A 16,691-nucleotide genomic window follows, 5' to 3' on the forward strand; every position below is an offset into this window, starting at 1 on the left:
TTCAATGGCAGAAGTATCAATAAAACAGTTTTCGGAAACACTCAACCTTTCTGTAGAAAAATTGCTTTCACAACTGCAGGCTTCTGGAATCAAAGGCAAAAAAGCCGATTCCACCATCAACGAAGAAGAAAAACGCACACTGTTGGCTTACTTGAAAAGCCTGCATGGCGAAACCGCCGAAGATGTGCCGCAAAAGGTCACGCTGCGCCGTAAACAGACGCTTAACCTTTCTACCGGTTCGGGCTCAAGCAAGCGTACGGTGAATGTTGAGGTTCGTAAAAAGCGCACTTACGTGAAGAAATCGGAAGCGGAACAGGCTGAAGAAGTGGTAACCGAGGTTGAAGAGCCTATGGAAACCACTGCAGAGACAGCAGAAACGCCTGTGGTCGAAACGGTTGCTGCGGCTGAAGCGGCACCAAAAGAAGCCGTCGCAACCGCCGGAGCGGCGCAGGATGAGGTAGCGGTAATGCCGCCGCCGGCCGCTAAAGAAGATCACTCCAAAGCGAAGAAGGGCAAGAAAACCCGTCATGTCGAGAAAGTGGCGGAAGACGGGGAAGAGGGGCCAAAAGGCAAAAAAGGCAACCTCAAAGAGAAAAAAGCCACTACCTTGAGCGAAGACAATCTGCGTCGTTTGAAAAAACGTAAGAGCATGCAGGCTACAGAGAAAAAACCTGCGCAGAATGAACATGGTTTCCAGAAGCCGACGGCTCCGGTGATCAAGGAAGTGAAAATTCCTGAAAGTATCACCCTGGCCGAACTGGCGGATCAAATGTCGGTCAAGGCCGGTGAAGTCATCAAATATATGATGCTTAACCTTGGCACCATGGCGACGATCAACCAGGTATTGGATCAGGAAACTGCCATGCTGATCGTTGAAGAGATGGGGCATAAGCCGGTCGCTTACAACGAAGTCACGGTTGAAGACGAAGTTATCGGCTCGGTTTACCAGGGCAAGACGGTGCACCGTTCACCGGTGGTCACCATCATGGGTCACGTTGACCACGGTAAGACCTCGCTGCTGGATTACATCCGTAAAGCCAAAGTGGCACACGGCGAAGCCGGTGGCATTACCCAGCACATCGGTGCTTACCATGTGGATACCGACAAGGGTGGCGTTACCTTTATCGATACCCCGGGTCACGCGGCCTTTACGGCCATGCGTGCGCGTGGTGCCAAGGTCACTGACGTGGTCGTTATCGTAGTCGCCGCCGACGACGGCGTGATGCCGCAGACCAAAGAAGCCATTCAGCACGCCAAGGCGTCTGGTGTGGGCATGGTGGTGGCCGTCAACAAGATGGATAAAGAAACCGCCAACATGGATCGCGTCATGCAGGAAATGACCAATGAAGAAGTCATTCCGGAAGCGTGGGGCGGTAACGTCCAGTTTGTGCCGGTTTCGGCCAAGACCGGTCTGGGGATCGATAACCTGCTGGATGCGATCTCTCTTGAAGCGGAAATGCTGGAGCTGGAAGCGCCGGTAGAAGGGCATGCCAAAGGTGTGGTCATCGAATCGCGTCTGGATAAGGGCCGCGGCCCGGTTGCGACCGTGCTGGTTCAGTCTGGTACGCTGAAAAAAGGCGACATCGCGCTGTGCGGTATGGAATACGGCCGTGTGCGTGCGTTGGTGAGCGATTCCGGCGAGCTGGTGGATGAAGCCGGTCCGTCGATTCCGGTTGAGATTCTGGGTCTGTCCGGTGTTCCGGCGGCGGGCGACGAGATGATTACCGTCGATAGCGAGCGTAAGGCGCGTGAAGTGGCGACCTTCCGTCAAGGCAAGTTCAAGGAATTGAAGATTGCACGTCAGCAGAAAGCCAAGCTGGACAATATGTTCAACAAGATGGCGGAAGGCGATGTGCAGAACATCAACATCATCCTGAAAGCCGACGTACAAGGTTCGATCGAAGCGATTACCGATGCGCTGGTGAAACTGTCCACCGACGAAGTTAAGGTGCAGGTCATCTCCAGCGGTGTGGGCGGTATTTCCGAAACCGACGCCAACCTGGCGATCGCCTCGGATGCGTTGATTGTCGGCTTCAACGTGCGTGCTGACGGCTCGGCCAAGCGTATCATCGACAATGAAGGTATTGCGCTGAAATACTACAGCATCATCTATGAAATCGTGGACGATGTGAAGCAGGCGATCGAAGGTAAGTTGGCACCGGAGTTCCGCGAAGATATCGTGGGTGTGGCTGAGGTGCGTGAAGTCTTCAAAGCGCCTAAGATCGGCTTGATTGCGGGCTGTATCATCTCTGAAGGTGTGGTGAAACGTAACAATCCGATTCGTGTACTGCGCAACAACGTGGTGATTTACGAAGGTGTATTGGAATCGTTGCGCCGCTTCAAGGACGACGTTAATGAAGTTAAGAGCGGTATCGAATGCGGTATCGGCGTTAAAGACTACAATGACGTGCGTGTGGGCGACCAGATCGAGTGTTACGAGCGCGTCGAAGTCAAACGCAGTCTGGATTAAGATGCGGTTTGCTTCGCCAAAAAATCGTTCAAAAAACTCAACAGGCCGGGTGTTAAGCCCGGGCTGTTGAGATCAAGAATGTCAAAATGCTCCGTTTGGGGCATTTTCACTTTTTGCGCGAGTCATTTTGCGCAAAATAAATGAAGGAATTCAAAAGATTATGAGTCAACAAGGTGTCAGTCGCCCGACCAGGGTGGCACAAGAGATTAAAAAGACCTTGGCCGATCTGTTATTGCGTGAGGCCAAAGACCCGCGTTTCCAGAAAATGAGCTTGACCGAGTGCAAGATCAGCAAGGATTTGAGTATCGCCACCATCCACTTTGCGTTGATGGGACACAATCAGGACGATCCGGAAGTGCAGAACGTGCTGCAAGCGCTAGATAAGGCCAAAGGCTTTCTGCGTACCGAACTGGGCAGCCGTTTGCGCTTGCGCATTGTGCCGGATTTGCGCTTCCATTACGATTCGGTGCCGGAGCACGTCGCCTATATCGAAGACCTGATCAACCGCGCGCTGAACAAAAAGTAATGGTCAAGACGTAATGGCCAAGCAAACCAAACCTCAATTCCGCCGTCCGCCGCGCGAAAACGTTCACGGCATCATTTTGCTGAACAAGCCGGTGGGCGTCTCCTCCAACGGCATTTTGCAGCAGGTGGTGCGCCTCTTCAACGCCAAAAAGGGCGGGCATACCGGCGCGCTGGATCCGTTTGCGAGCGGGCTTTTGCCGATCTGCCTGGGTGAAGCGACCAAAGTCTCCGGCTTGCTGCTGGAGGCCGACAAACGCTATACCGCGACCTTGAAACTCGGCGAAGCCACCGATACCGGCGATACCGAGGGTGAGGTGGTGGAAACGCAAGCGGTGCCGGCGCTGACGACCGAAAAAATCGAGCAGGTCTTAACGCAATTTATGGGCGAAAGCGAGCAGGTGCCGCCGATGTATTCGGCCCTTAAACATCAGGGTAAACCGCTTTACCATTACGCACGCCAAGGCATCGAGATTGAACGTCCGGCAAGAAAAATCACCATTAGTGCGCTCAATTTGATTTCGTTTGAACCGCAGCAGATCGTGTTTGATGTGCTTTGCTCCAAGGGTACTTATGTACGCACCTTGGGGGAGGATATCGCCAAGGCATTGGGAACGGTCGGCCATCTGACGGCGCTGCATCGCACGCAGACCGGCAGCCTGAAGGGCGATGCCATGCTGTCCATCGAAGAGATCGAGGCGCAAGGCAAGGCGTGCCTGTTGCCGTTGGATATTGCCTTGCAGCACTTGCAGCGCATTGATCTGACTGCCGATGAAACCGCCGCGGTGAAAATGGGGCAAAAGGTGGATCGTCCGCAACCGCACACCGATTTGGTGCGTTTTTACGATGAACACGGCACCTTTTTTGCGGTGGGTGAATGGTTAGATGATGTTCGGATTCTAAAACCCAAGCGTGTTTTTAATCTGGATGAACCAGAGGTGGATAGCGCAGTGGCGGAGCAAGCTTGATGTTGTTGTCAAAAGCCGACGGTATTTTGGATTTGCGCACCTGGGAGGATTACAAAGCGGCGCATATCGTCGATTCCACCTGGATGCCGTGGGATGAGTTGGGCGAAGCCTTGAATGAATTGCCCGCTGCGCCAGCTACATTCTTTCTGGTGGGCGCGTTTGAGGCGATTGAGCTGAGTTCGGTCTTGCTGGATGCCAAGGGCTATAAAGTCAGCGGTTCTTTGATTGTGAACCAGCAAGAAGATCTGCAAGCCTGGGGCGCCAAGCTACCCGGCCTGTTGACTTCCGGAAACGACTCGAAACGCCTTTGGTCGCCCAATCCTCTATTGCAGGAGTTTGTGGCTAAGCATCCCGTTGATGCGTTTGCGCAACGCCCGCAGGCGCTGGATTTGGGCTGCGGCGGCGGCCGCGATGCGGTGTTTCTGGCCAAGGCGGGCTGGCAGGTTATTGGCATTGACGATCAGGCGCGTGTGCTGAAACGCGCCAAGCAGCTGGCGCAACGCAATGGTGCATCGGTCAAGTTCAAGTGTTGCGACCTCAAAAAAGCCGGCTGTCTGCCGCAAGGGACGTTTGATCTGGTGATGATGGTGCGATTTTTGAACCGCGAATTGTTCGCTGCGCTTCGAGAGTTGGTGGCGCCGGGCGGCTTCGTCATGGTGCATACCTTTGCCGAAGGGGCGGACGCGTTCGGATCGCCCAAAAATCCCGAACACCTGCTGAAAGCCGCAGAGTTGGCGGAAGTTTTTGCGGATTTCAGCGTGATTGTTGATAAAATAGACACACTGGCTGACGGGCGTCCCGTGGCTTCTTTTATTGCACAGAAGCCCGCCGAATAAACCAAAGTTGCCCGCAGCGTTAAGGAAATTGATGGAGCGATTATGATTGGCATGACCACTAAAGAACTGTTTAACTACTTTCAAGACAACCTGATCTGTGAGTCGCTCACGTTGGCGGATGTTGAAAAGTTAAGCGCCTATCTGCAACTTAAAAATTTCGACAGCAATACCATTATTTCCGATATGGGTGAAGTCGGCGAATTTCTGGCCTTTATTATCGAAGGCAAGGTCAAGTTCACCAGCGGCTCCGGTTCGGAAGAGGCTGAAGTGGGCAAGCAAGGTCCCGGCAACCTGATCGGCGAAATGTCGTTCTTCGACCGTAAGCCACGCGCATTGCGCATGGCCGCCTGCAAAAAGGGTGTTAAGTTGTTGATTCTGACTCGTGCCATGTACGACCGCATTAAAGTCGAAGAACCTTATATTGCGGTAAATATTTTGGAAAACGCGATTGTCAGCCTGGATCATCTGGTGCGCCATATGGGTGAGGATATTAACGCGCTCGAAAACTACGTGCACGGTTTCGGTAAACGCTGAGCCGAATCCACGTTAAGTGATTGATAAGGCTTGCAGTGTCTGCATAAATCCGTAAAATACGCGGTTCAACTTCTGTCATCGGTTGCGGAGGTCGAATTTTTTGTTAAAACCGATCTAATGGAGAAATGTTATGTTTAACGCTGAAGTAAAAGCGCAAATCGTTGCTGAATACGCTACTAAAGAGGGCGACACGGGTTCACCTGAAGTTCAAGTGGCTTTGTTGACTCACCGTATCAAGCACCTGACTGAGCACTTCAAAGAGCACAAACAAGACAACCACTCTCGCGTTGGTCTACTGCGTTTGGTAAGCCGTCGTCGTAAGTTGCTAGACTATTTGCACCACAAAGATGGTCAAAGATACCTAGATTTGATCCAACGTCTGGGTCTGCGTAAGTAATCCAAGACGTTCGTCAGAAAAACCCTGCTCCGGCGGGGTTTTTTTTTGGCGTTTTTTGGTGCTGTGGCGATAAAAATTGTTCTGTCTCGCAATGCAAACGGGTTAGAATGGCAAGGTTTAGCGCCGTCAGAACTTGTTAAAACGGCATTTTGAGTAGTTATTGGCAGTCAACTGTAAACCCACAGCCTGAATCCCTAAACGTTTGTGTTATAGATTGTGTTCTCTGGCACGAATGCTTAGTGATTCAGGTTTCCGGTTGGTGCCTCCTGTAAAAGGTAAAAAGGTTATTACATGGCTAAGATCACCAAGTCATTTCAGTATGGTAAGCACCAGGTTACGCTAGAAACGGGTGAAATCGCCCGTCAGGCGGACGGTGCCGTCATGATCGGTATGGGCGATACCCGCGTGTTGGTCACGGTAGTGGCTTCCAAAACGGTTAAAGAAGGTCAGGATTTCTTCCCGTTGACCGTCAACTATCAGGAAAAAGCCTATGCTGCAGGCCGTATTCCCGGCGGTTTCCTGAAGCGCGAAGGCCGTCCTTCAGAAGGCGAAACCCTGACCTCGCGTCTGATTGACCGTCCGATTCGCCCGTTGTTCCCGAAAGGGTTCCTGAACGAAGTGCAAGTGATTGCGACTGTGGTTGCATTGGATCCGGAAGTCGGCACCGAAGTGCCTTCCATGCTGGGTACCTCGGCTGCTTTGGCGATTTCCGGCGTGCCGTTCAATGGCCCGATCGGTGCCGCGATTGTCGGTTACATCAATGATGCGTTTGTGTTGAACCCCAGCAAAGAACAGCTTGAAGAGTCTGATCTGGAGTTGAGTGTCGCCGGTACGGCCGAAGCGGTATTGATGGTGGAATCCGAAGCCTCCGAGCTGACGGAAGAGATCATGCTGGGTGCGGTGATGTTCGGTCACGAACAGATGCAGGTGGCGATTAAAGCGATTGAAGAGTTTGCCCAGCAGGTCAGCAAGCCGGTGATGGAATGGCAGCCGGCGCCTGAAAATACCGCCTTGAAAGAAGCGGTATTCGGTCTGATTCGCAGCGATGTCGAAGCCGCTTACTCTATCGCCGACAAGATGGCGCGTTATGCCGCGCTGGACGCCGCCAAAGCCAAAGCAATGGAGCATCTGGTAGTCAGCGAAATCAATCCGAACGGTTTTGACGCAGGCGACATCGACGGCATGTTCGGCAAACTGCAAAAAGATATCGTACGTGGCCGAATCATTGCCGGTGAGCCGCGTATCGACGGCCGCGATACCAAAACGGTGCGTCCGATCACCTGTAAAGTCGGCGTGTTGCCGAAAGTGCACGGTTCGGCCTTGTTTACGCGCGGTGAAACGCAGGCCTTGGTGGTCACGACTCTGGGAACTGAAAAAGACGCCAAAATCGTTGACGAATTGACCGGCTCTTACAATGACCGTTTTATGCTGCACTACAACTTCCCGCCGTTTTCGGTAGGTGAGTGCGGGCGTATCGGTTCACCAGGACGTCGTGAAATCGGTCACGGCATGCTGGCGCGTCGCGGTGTAGCGGCCTTGTTGCCAACAGCGGACGAATTCCCGTACACCATTCGCGTGGTGTCTGAAATCACCGAGTCGAACGGTTCCAGCTCGATGGCGTCGGTGTGCGGCACCTCGATGTCGTTGATGCACGCCGGTGTGCCGATTGCAGCACCCATTGCCGGTATCGCCATGGGCTTGATCAAGGAAGACAGCGGCTTTGCGGTATTGTCCGACATTCTGGGTGACGAAGACCACCTGGGCGACATGGACTTTAAAGTGGCCGGTACCGAACAAGGTGTGACGGCACTGCAGATGGACATCAAGATCAACGGCATCACCGAAGAGATCATGCGCATTGCGTTGCAACAGGCAAAAGAAGGGCGCGTGCATATTCTGGGTGAAATGGCCAAGGCGATCGATCACTCCAATGCGGATATCGCGAGCACGGCACCACGTTTCTTTATGGTAAAAGTGAAGCCTGAGAAGGTGCGTGAAATCATCGGTAAAGGCGGCGCGACCATCCGTAGCATCACCGAGCAGAGCGGTTGTACAATTGAAATCGACGACGACGGCAATGTGAAGATTGCGGCTGTGGATGAAGACGCAGCCAATGTGGCCAAAGCGATGATCAATGACATCGTCGCCGAGCCGGAAATCGGCAAAACTTACGATGCCGTGGTCAAGAAGATCGTCGATTTCGGCGCGTTTGTGGCGTATATGCCGGGCCGTGAAGGGCTGGTACACGTATCGCAAATCGCGCAGGAGCGTGTCGAGAACGTGGCTGACTATCTGAAAGAAGGTCAGCAAGTTCGCGTGAAACTGACCGAAATCGACAAGCAAGGTCGCGTTAAACTGTCCATCAAGGATGCGGATGCTTAAGTCTGTTAGGCATTAACTTCCGCTTGATGAAGCCGCTACGGAGTGATCCTGGGCGGCTTTTTTGCATATAAAATTATCGACATTACAAAAATTAAAGGGTTTGGAAATCATATGACACAACCGATTGCAAAGGCCCATCCTGCATTTGACTATCTTGGCACCCATTTTATTGAAAGTCTGAATCTGACGGTTGAGCACTACCAGCACAAACTGACCGGGGCGGTGCACTACCATATGGCGGCGGACGATGCCCAGAACGTGTTTCTGGTGGCGTTGCGCACCGTGCCGATGGATTCGACCGGTGTGGCGCATATTCTGGAGCATACCGTGCTGTGCGGCAGCGAGCGCTATCCGGTGCGCGATCCGTTCTTCATGATGATCCGCCGTTCCTTGAACACCTTTATGAACGCCTTCACCTCCAGCGATTGGACGGCCTATCCGTTTGCAACAGAAAATAGAAAGGACTTTCAAAACCTGTTGCAAGTCTATATGGACGCAGTGTTTTTTCCGATTTTAGATCCGTTGGATTTTGCCCAGGAAGGGCATCGCTTCGAGTTCGAAGAGATGGATAATCCGCAGTCGCCTTTGACCTATAAAGGTGTGGTGTTCAACGAGATGAAAGGGGCGATGAGCTCGCCGGTATCGCGTTTGTGGCAAAGCCTGACGTCGGCCATCTACCCGACTAATACCTACCACTACAACAGTGGCGGCGAGCCGACCGCGATTCCCGAATTGAGCTATGAAGAGCTGGTGGCGTTTCACAAAGCGCATTACCATCCGTCGAATGCGGTGTTTATGACCTATGGCGATATTTCCGCGCTGGAGCATCAAACCCAGTTCGAAGAACTCGGTTTGAAGCGTTTCACCTCGCCGGTGCCGCAAGTGCATGTGGGCTTGGAACAGCGTTTTGATGCACCACAGATTGCGGAAGACGTCTATGCGTTGGACGAAGAAGATACCAGCAAGAAAACCCATATTGTGTTGGGTTGGTTGCTGGGGCTGAATCAGGACCCGATGGAGGTGTTGAAAGGCCAGCTACTGGCAGCGGTGTTGTTGGACAACAGCGCCTCGCCGCTTCGCAAAGTATTGGAAGAGACCGAGTTGGCCGAAGCGCCTTCGCCGTTATGCGGGCTAGAAGAGTCCAACAAAGAGATGGTCTTCGCGGTCGGCGTGCAGGGTTCGGAAGCCGAACACAGCGAAGCGATTGAAGCGCTGATTCTGGATGAATTGCAGCGCATTGCCAAAGAGGGCGTCGATCAGGCGCAGGTGGAGGCGATGCTGCATCAGTTGGAACTGTCGCAGCGTGAAGTCGGCGGCGACAGCTACCCTTACGGTTTGCAGCTGATATTGCATGCTTTGCCGGGCGCCTTGCATGACGGTGATCCGATCGCCTTGCTGGATATTGATGCGGCCTTGCTGGAATTGGCCGAAGCGATTAAAGACCCGCAATTCATACCCGGCCTGGTGAAAACCTGGTTGCTGGATAATCCGCATCGTGTGCGTTTGACTTTGAAGCCGGATACGGAATTGGCGGCGCGTGAAGCGGAGGCCGAAAAAGCCAAACTGGAAGCGATTCAGGCGAGTTTGAGCGAGGCGCAAAAACAGGCGATTGTCGACCAGGCGTTGGCGTTGGAAGTCCGTCAGGAACAGATCGACGATCCGACGATTCTGCCGGAGGTGACCAAGGCGGATATCCCGGCAGACATTAAAACCGTGGCCGGCAGCCGTGCGACAGTCGGCGATTTGAGCGTGAGCACTTACCAGTGCGGCACCAACGGCCTGGTGTATGAACAAGTGTTGATTGACCTGCCGGATTTGACTGACCACGAAAAAGCCATTCTGCCGCTGTTTAACAGCTGTTTGACCGAAGTGGGTTCCGGCGGGCGCGATTATGTCGCCACCCAGGCGCATCAGGCGGCGGTGTGCGGCAGCTTGTCGGCGCGTTCGTCGCTGCATAGCAAAATCGGCGACACGCAGGATTTCCATAGCCATTTCATAGTGTCATCCAAGGCGTTGAACCGTCATCAGGGTGAGATGGCGCAGTTGATTGAAGATACGCTTTACAGCGCGCGTTTTGACGAGATGGCGCGTCTGAAAGATCTGGTCGGGCAAATCCGTGCGAGTGTCGATCATGGCATTACCGGCAACGGTCACGGTCTGGCGATGATGGCGGCGGCACAGCAGTTTACGCCGATTGCCAAATGGAAATTCGAGCGCAGCGGCTTTGCCGGCATTCAGTTCATCAAGCAGTTTTATGACAAGCTCAAAGAACCCACCGCCTTGGAAGAGTTTGCCGACCAGTTGACGGGCATTCGCCAGAAACTGCAAAACGGCGCCAAGCAGGCGCTGTTGGTGGTTGATGAAGCCGGTTTCGATGCCGCACTGGGCGGCATGGCATCCCGTTGGGGCAAAATGCAGCAAGCCGGGGAGGCGGCTGGCCGTTTCCATCTGGAGGCGTCGCAATCGACGGTCAAGCAGGCCTGGGTCACCAGCACGCAGGTCAACTTCTGCGCGCAGGCTTTCCCGGCGGTAAGTGCCGATCATGCCGATGCGCCGAAGCTCGCGGTATTGGGCGCATGCCTGCGTAACGGCTTTTTGCATTCGGCCATCCGCGAGAAAGGCGGTGCTTACGGCGGCGGCGCGAGTTTCAATGCCGAATCGGCGGCGTTTATGTTCTACTCCTACCGCGACCCGCGTTTGCTGGAAACCTATGCCGATTTTGCCAAGGCCAAGGAGTGGCTGATGAGCAATGACGCTACGCAGGCCAAGGTGGACGAGGCGATTTTGAATGTCATCAGCGCCATGGATAAACCAGGCTCACCCGCCGGCGAGGCCAAAAAGGCGTTCTATCAGCAGCTTTACGGGCGTACGCATGATGTTCGCATGGCGTATCGTCAAGGCGTGGTTTCAACCAGTTTGCAGGAGCTGCGAGAGGTGGCAGAGCGCTATCTGGATCCGGCCAAAGCCTCGGTTGCGGTATTGACGCACAGCGGTATGAGTGACATTGTCAAAGAGCATGGTTTTGAGGTCAAAACGCTTTAATTCCAAGTTTGAGGCATTCTTAACGCCCCGCAAGGGGCGTTTTTGTAGGTGAGAGAATGGATAAAAATGACTTCAAAAAAAACTGAACAGGCCGGGTCTTGGGATATCTTCTGCCGCGTGGTCGATAATTTCGGCGATGCCGGGGTGACCTGGCGTTTGGCCAGGCTGCTGGTGCAAAAACAAGGCCTGCATGTGCGTTTATGGATTGATGATCTGGCCGCCCTGCAAACACTGGTGCCCGAATTGGATTTGGCCTCTGCCAAACAGTCTTTGGAAGCCGGACGTTTAGAGGTACTTGTGTGGTGCGACGATTTGACCTCCGTGGATTTTGAACCGTTGCCGCAGGTGGTGATTGAAGCCTTTGGCTGCGATTTGCCACAAGCCTATCTGCAGATGATGCAGACACAACTGCAGCGCGCCAAGCTGCAAGTCAAGCAGGCTGCCGATGCCGTCAAACCGACCTTCTGGATTAATCTGGAATATCTTTCGGCCGAGTCCTGGGTGGTGGGATGTCACGGTTTGGGCTCGTTGCAATCCAATGGCTTGACGCGTCATTTCTTTTTTCCGGGATTGGTCGAAGGCACCGGCGGTTTGATGTTGGAGTCCGATTATGAAGACCGTCGTCAGGCTTTTCAAAATATTGAAATTCAGCAGGCCTGGTGTCGCCAATGGCGGCTACCGTGGGCGGACAGCAACACGCTGAAGGTGTCGCTGTTTGCCTATGAAAACCCCGCTTTACCGAGTTTGATTGAACAATGGCAACAACTCAACAGGCCGGTATTGGCCTATCTGCCGGAAGGCAAATTGCTGGCGGAATTCAATCGGCAAAGCAGTCTGAATTTACAAGCTGGCGAATCCTGGCAGCAAGAGAATGTGACCCTAGTGGTCATGCCGTTTCTGCCGCAAAGCGCCTATGACGAGCTGTTGTGGTTATGCGATGTGAATTTTGTACGCGGCGAGGAGTCTTTCGTTCGCGCCCAATGGGCGGGCAAGCCGTTTGTGTGGCATATTTATCCGACCGAGGATGCGGCGCATTGGGATAAACTCGAAGCCTTTCTGGAAGTTTACCAGCCGCCGGAATCCTTAAAAGCGCTGATGATTCAATGGAATAGCGGAAAGTTGCAGACGGATGTGTGGCACAAGGTCATGTCCGATCGCGTTGCATTGGAGTGGCATGCAGACGCCTGGCGCCAGCATTTAAAAAATTTAGGCGAATTAAGCACAAATTTAGTTCGTTTTGTTAAAAAAACACTATAATTCGCCAGACAATTTAATTTCTCAGGATTTATTCAATGAAAACAGCACAAGAACTTAAACCAGGTAACGTATTTATGATGGGTGACGCGCCTATGGTCATCCTCAAAGCGGAATTTAACAAATCAGGCCGTAACGCCGCCGTGGTTAAAATGAAGCTGAAAAACGTGCTGACCGGTCAAGGTACAGAAACCGTTTACAAAGCCGACGACAAGCTAGATGACATCATTCTTGAAAAGAAAGAGTGTACTTACAGCTATTTCGCCGATCCATTGTTTGTCTTTATGGATGAAGAGTACAACCAATACGAAATCGAAAAAGACGATTTGGGTGATTCAGCCAACTATATCGAAGACGGCATGCAGGACGTGTGTGAAGTGACTTTCTACAACGGTCGTCCAATCTCTGTTGAGATGCCGACTATCATCGTGCGTGAAGTGGCTTATACCGAACCGGCTGTGCGCGGCGATACGTCTGGTAAAGTGATGAAAACAGCACGTTTGACCAACGGCGCTGAGTTGAGCGTTGCCAGCTACATCGAAATCGGCGAAAAAATCGAAATCGATACGCGTACCGGTGAATTCCGTAAGCGTGCTTAATCGTTGAATGCTGGCGTTGATACGCGAGCGCCAACGATAATTGTGATTGCTGCTCAAACCCCGTTATGAGTTCTCATAGCGGGGTTTTTTTATGGGCTAATTTGGGTGTAAACAAACCTATCCGGTGCCGGCAATGCTCGGCGTTCATGTTTACGGCCTGTTTGTCTTAAATTGTGTGGTTGATATAAAGTATTCCAGAGCAATCCAAAATAAAAAGAGGAATTAAGCATATGCCGTTATTGAAGGTGCCGCGATACCGCCTGTTTTTGATGCTCACCTTTGTCCTCGTATGGATTTGGGCTGCTATTGATCCTGTCTACCCGGATGACTGGCTGCTGGAGAATTACCTGATCTTTCTCTTTGTACCGATTATTTTGCTCATCAGCCGCGCCTTCCGCCTGTCGGATCTTTCCTATACCTTGATTACGCTGTTCCTGTGTATGCACGTGATCGGTTCGCATTACACCTATTCGGAGGTGCCGTTCGGTTTTACCTTGCAGGCGTGGTTCGGATCAGATCGCAATATGTATGACCGCTTGGTGCACTTTGGCTTCGGGCTTTTGCTTGCCTATCCTATCCGCGAAGCATTTTATCGTGTGGCGGATGCTCGCAGTTATTGGGGGGATGCGTTTCCTGCGGTGATGGTGATGGCGTGTTCGGCCTCGTATGAAATTCTGGAATGGCTGACTGCGACGAATGTGGATCCGTCCGCCGGGCTGGCTTTTCTGGGCGCGCAGGGCGATGTGTGGGATGGTCAAAAAGATATGTTTTTGGCGGGGTTAGGTGCCGTTCTAGCCATGTTGGTCGTGGTGCTGATGCGTTGGATGAAAGAGCTGAGTATTCGGCATGGCTGGCGTAAGCACGGCAATCAAAGCGATAAAGTGTAGCGTGCGCAATGCATAAGCCCAAGAGATAAAAAACTGACCCGGCCTGGTCAGTTTTTTATTTGTGAAGGTTTTGCTTAATAAAGCATGCTTTATTCAATAAACACCAGATACTGCAGTTTCCACAAATCATACAGCAGGGCGTGGTTGGCTTCTTCTTGCAGTTGCTCGGCTGCCAGCCAGGGTTGGTTGCACAGAGCATGGACGAAGTTGTCGGAAGCGCCTTGTTTGTCCCAGATGGCGCCGTTGATATAGAGTGCGGTTTCACCTTCTGGAGTGCAGGAGGAAGCGACGTTATCCGCATAGGCGAAGCGGCAGACGGGGTCTTTTTCCATGCCTTCGCAAGCGGACAGGGCGTCCACAAATTCGCTGAATTCGGCAGTTTCTTCTTCGCTTAAAGGTTCCGGCAGTTGCTGCGCAGCACCTTGATCCAACTGGGTGGCAAAACGTCCAAACCAAGTTTTTAGCAGTGCTTTGTCCTGCATAATGCTGCTTAGCAAGGCTTGCGCTTGTTCGATCGCGGCGTCGGTGACTTCGCCCGGATTTAATTCAACAGGCCAGGTCGGGTCTTGGTAGAGTTGGCGGAAGGCGGCCATTTCGGAGAGGTGATCGCCAAAGCTGTCCCACAGTTCTTGACCGCGATAGGTGCGGTAGCCGATGGAGTAGGTCATGCACTCGTCGTCGAGGGCCACGCCGTGATGTCCCCATTTTGGCGGTAGGTACAGAATATCGCCTGCTTCAAACACTTCGTCCTGCTCGACTTTGAAGGTTTTCATCAAGCGTAGATCAACGCCTTCGATATAGTTGGATTCAACACAATCTTGCGATGTTAGCATCCAACGGCGTTTGCCGGCAGCTTGTAGCAGGAAAACGTCATAGTGATCGAAGTGCGGACCGACATTGCCGCCGGTGGTAGCGTAGCTGACCATAATGTCGTCTATGCGCCAGCGCGGCAGAAAGTCGAATTGGTCCAATACGGCGGTGACTTCGGGAATCAGACGATCCATGCCTTGAACCAATAGCGTCCAGTTCTGTTCTGGAAGACTGGCATAAGTATCTTCGTCGAAAGGTCCTTTTTTGAGTTCGTAATCCTGCTCGCCGTGTTGGATAACGATACGGCTTTCGACTTCGTCTTCCAGTGACAGACCGGCTAGTTCATCCGGTGCAACAGGCGATTGAAAACCGGGTAGGGCGTTGCGGATAATCAGCGGTTTTTTCTGCCAGTAATCTTTTAGAAAAGTCTGTAAATCAATGTGTTGTAGCTGGATCATAATGTGTACTCACAAAAGTGTCGGTCGATCTGTTTTGTTTGTTTCAATAAAAAACCCACCAGGCCTGGTGGGTTTTTAAAAGGGTTTAATTGGCGGTTTGATTATCTGCCTTTGAGCATAGTCAATGCCAATTCGATATTGGCGGCCTGTTGTGCCGCGTTACCAATATAGCTGGCAGGTGTCAGGTTGCGCAGATATTCTTTGGCGTCAGCAGGAAGTCCTTCCAGGCCGTCGATAAAGTTTTGCATGATCTCTTTATTGACGCGCTGACCACGGGTCAGGTCTTTCAGGCGCTCATAAGGTTTTTCAAACGCATAGCGGCGCATGACGGTTTGAATGGCTTCCGCCAAGACTTCCCAGTTGTTGTTCAGGTCGTCGGCCATCGCTTGCGCATTCACTTCCAGTTTACTCAAACCTTTCATGGTCGCTTGCAGGGAGATCATAGTGTGCGCCACACCAACACCCAAGTTACGCAGTACGGTCGAATCCGTCAGGTCACGCTGCCAGCGAGAGATAGGCAGTTTTTGACCCAAATGATCGAAAATGGCGTTGGCAATGCCCAAGTTGCCTTCGGAGTTTTCGAAGTCGATCGGGTTAACCTTGTGCGGCATGGCCGAAGAGCCGATTTCGCCGGCCACGGTTTTCTGTTTGAAGAAGCCTAGTGCGATGTAGCCCCATACGTCACGGTCGAAGTCGATCAGGATAGTGTTGAAACGCTGCATTGCATGGAAGTATTCGGCGATATAGTCATGCGGTTCGATCTGGATAGTGTATGGGTTCCATGCCAGACCCAAGCTTTGTACGAACTGTTCAGACAGTTCATACCAGTTAACTTGAGGGTACGCTGCCAAGTGGGCGTTGAAGTTACCGGTGGCACCGTTGATTTTGCCTAGAAGTTGTACGTTCATCAGCTGTTTGATCTGACGTTGCAAACGGTAGGCGACGTTGGCGAACTCTTTACCGGCCGTGGTCGGAGAGGCTGGCTGACCGTGAGTGCGTGACATCATCGGGATGTCGGCCATATCGGTTGCCATTTGCGCGATGCGGTCAGTGACAGCTTGCATTTCCGGCACGATGATATCGGCGCGGGCGTCTTTCAACATGAGCGCGTAAGCCAAGTTGTTGATGTCTTCCGAGGTACAGGCAAAGTGCACAAACTCGGAAACTGCGCTCAATTCGGCGTTAGAGGCGAAGTGTTCTTTAATCAGGTATTCAACCGCTTTAACGTCGTGGTTGGTGGTTCTTTCGATTTCCTTGACGCGTTGTGCCATTTCCAGTGTGAACTCGTCCACCAGTTTCATCATATGGGCTTGCGCGTCACTGCTTAGCGCCGGAACTTCTTCGATACCGGGATGGTTGGCCAACATGCGTAACCAGAAGACTTCGACCTTAACACGGTTTTTGATCAAACCGAACTCGCTGAAGATCGCTTTCAAGTTGCCTAAACGCGCGCCGTAACGCCCATCTACCGGAGAAATTGCGGTCAATTCTGACAGTAACATTTTCGCTAACCCTATGTTTTGAGAGCTTCG

Annotated in this window: 13 protein-coding genes; 11 read left to right on the forward strand and 2 right to left on the reverse strand. The window is 52.5% G+C overall.

Annotated features, from left to right (window positions below):
• Positions 1–4 precede the first annotated feature (4 nt).
• The 11 genes from infB (at position 5) to HZ297_RS07035 (ending at position 13,891) form a co-directional block, all read left to right on the forward strand.
• Positions 5–2,470 (forward strand): translation initiation factor IF-2, encoded by a 2,466-nt coding sequence (gene infB, locus HZ297_RS06985; RefSeq protein WP_178862291.1) that lies wholly within the window; start codon positions 5–7, stop codon positions 2,468–2,470.
• Positions 2,471–2,630: 160 nt separating this feature from the next.
• Positions 2,631–2,996: a 30S ribosome-binding factor RbfA gene (rbfA, locus tag HZ297_RS06990; RefSeq protein WP_178862292.1), complete on the forward strand. Its 366-nt coding sequence runs from the start codon at positions 2,631–2,633 to the stop codon at positions 2,994–2,996.
• Between the two features lie 13 nt (positions 2,997–3,009).
• On the forward strand, positions 3,010–3,960 hold the full coding sequence (gene truB, locus HZ297_RS06995) for a tRNA pseudouridine(55) synthase TruB (RefSeq protein ID WP_178862293.1): 951 nt from the start codon (positions 3,010–3,012) through the stop codon (positions 3,958–3,960).
• Positions 3,960–4,796 carry a methyltransferase domain-containing protein gene (locus HZ297_RS07000; protein ID WP_178862294.1) on the forward strand — a complete coding sequence of 279 codons (837 nt, stop codon included), beginning with the start codon at positions 3,960–3,962 and terminating at the stop codon, positions 4,794–4,796. Before truB ends, HZ297_RS07000 begins: the two co-directional genes overlap by 1 nt.
• 42 nt (positions 4,797–4,838) lie before the next feature.
• A complete protein-coding gene (locus HZ297_RS07005; protein ID WP_178862295.1) occupies positions 4,839–5,330 on the forward strand; it encodes a Crp/Fnr family transcriptional regulator in 492 nt (163 codons plus the stop codon).
• Between the two features lie 130 nt (positions 5,331–5,460).
• Complete coding sequence (gene rpsO, locus HZ297_RS07010) at positions 5,461–5,727, forward strand: 30S ribosomal protein S15 (protein WP_178862296.1); 267 nt, start codon at positions 5,461–5,463, stop codon at positions 5,725–5,727.
• A 291-nt stretch (positions 5,728–6,018) separates the two neighbouring features.
• Positions 6,019–8,109 (forward strand): polyribonucleotide nucleotidyltransferase, encoded by a 2,091-nt coding sequence (gene pnp, locus HZ297_RS07015; protein WP_178862297.1) that lies wholly within the window; start codon positions 6,019–6,021, stop codon positions 8,107–8,109.
• Between the two features lie 111 nt (positions 8,110–8,220).
• Complete coding sequence (locus HZ297_RS07020) at positions 8,221–11,151, forward strand: insulinase family protein (RefSeq protein WP_218644570.1); 2,931 nt, start codon at positions 8,221–8,223, stop codon at positions 11,149–11,151.
• Positions 11,152–11,217: 66 nt separating this feature from the next.
• Positions 11,218–12,408, forward strand: a complete 1,191-nt coding sequence (gene earP / locus HZ297_RS07025) for an elongation factor P maturation arginine rhamnosyltransferase EarP (protein ID WP_178862298.1) — start codon at positions 11,218–11,220, stop codon at positions 12,406–12,408.
• Between the two features lie 35 nt (positions 12,409–12,443).
• Positions 12,444–13,004: an elongation factor P gene (efp, locus tag HZ297_RS07030; protein ID WP_178862299.1), complete on the forward strand. Its 561-nt coding sequence runs from the start codon at positions 12,444–12,446 to the stop codon at positions 13,002–13,004.
• Positions 13,005–13,234: 230 nt separating this feature from the next.
• Complete coding sequence (locus HZ297_RS07035; protein ID WP_178862300.1) at positions 13,235–13,891, forward strand: DUF2238 domain-containing protein; 657 nt, start codon at positions 13,235–13,237, stop codon at positions 13,889–13,891.
• 89 nt (positions 13,892–13,980) lie between these two features.
• On the opposite strand, the gene HZ297_RS07040 is transcribed toward HZ297_RS07035, so the two are convergent.
• Positions 13,981–15,159 (reverse strand): cupin domain-containing protein, encoded by a 1,179-nt coding sequence (locus HZ297_RS07040; protein WP_178862301.1) that lies wholly within the window; start codon positions 15,157–15,159, stop codon positions 13,981–13,983.
• Positions 15,160–15,260: 101 nt separating this feature from the next.
• Entirely contained in the window at positions 15,261–16,661 is a 1,401-nt protein-coding gene (gene purB / locus HZ297_RS07045; protein WP_178862302.1) for an adenylosuccinate lyase, read from the reverse strand.
• Between the last annotated feature and the right edge of the window lie 30 nt (positions 16,662–16,691).

This window comes from Thiomicrorhabdus cannonii (genome assembly GCF_013391695.1).
Taxonomy (GTDB): Bacteria; Pseudomonadota; Gammaproteobacteria; order Thiomicrospirales; family Thiomicrospiraceae; genus Thiomicrorhabdus; species Thiomicrorhabdus cannonii.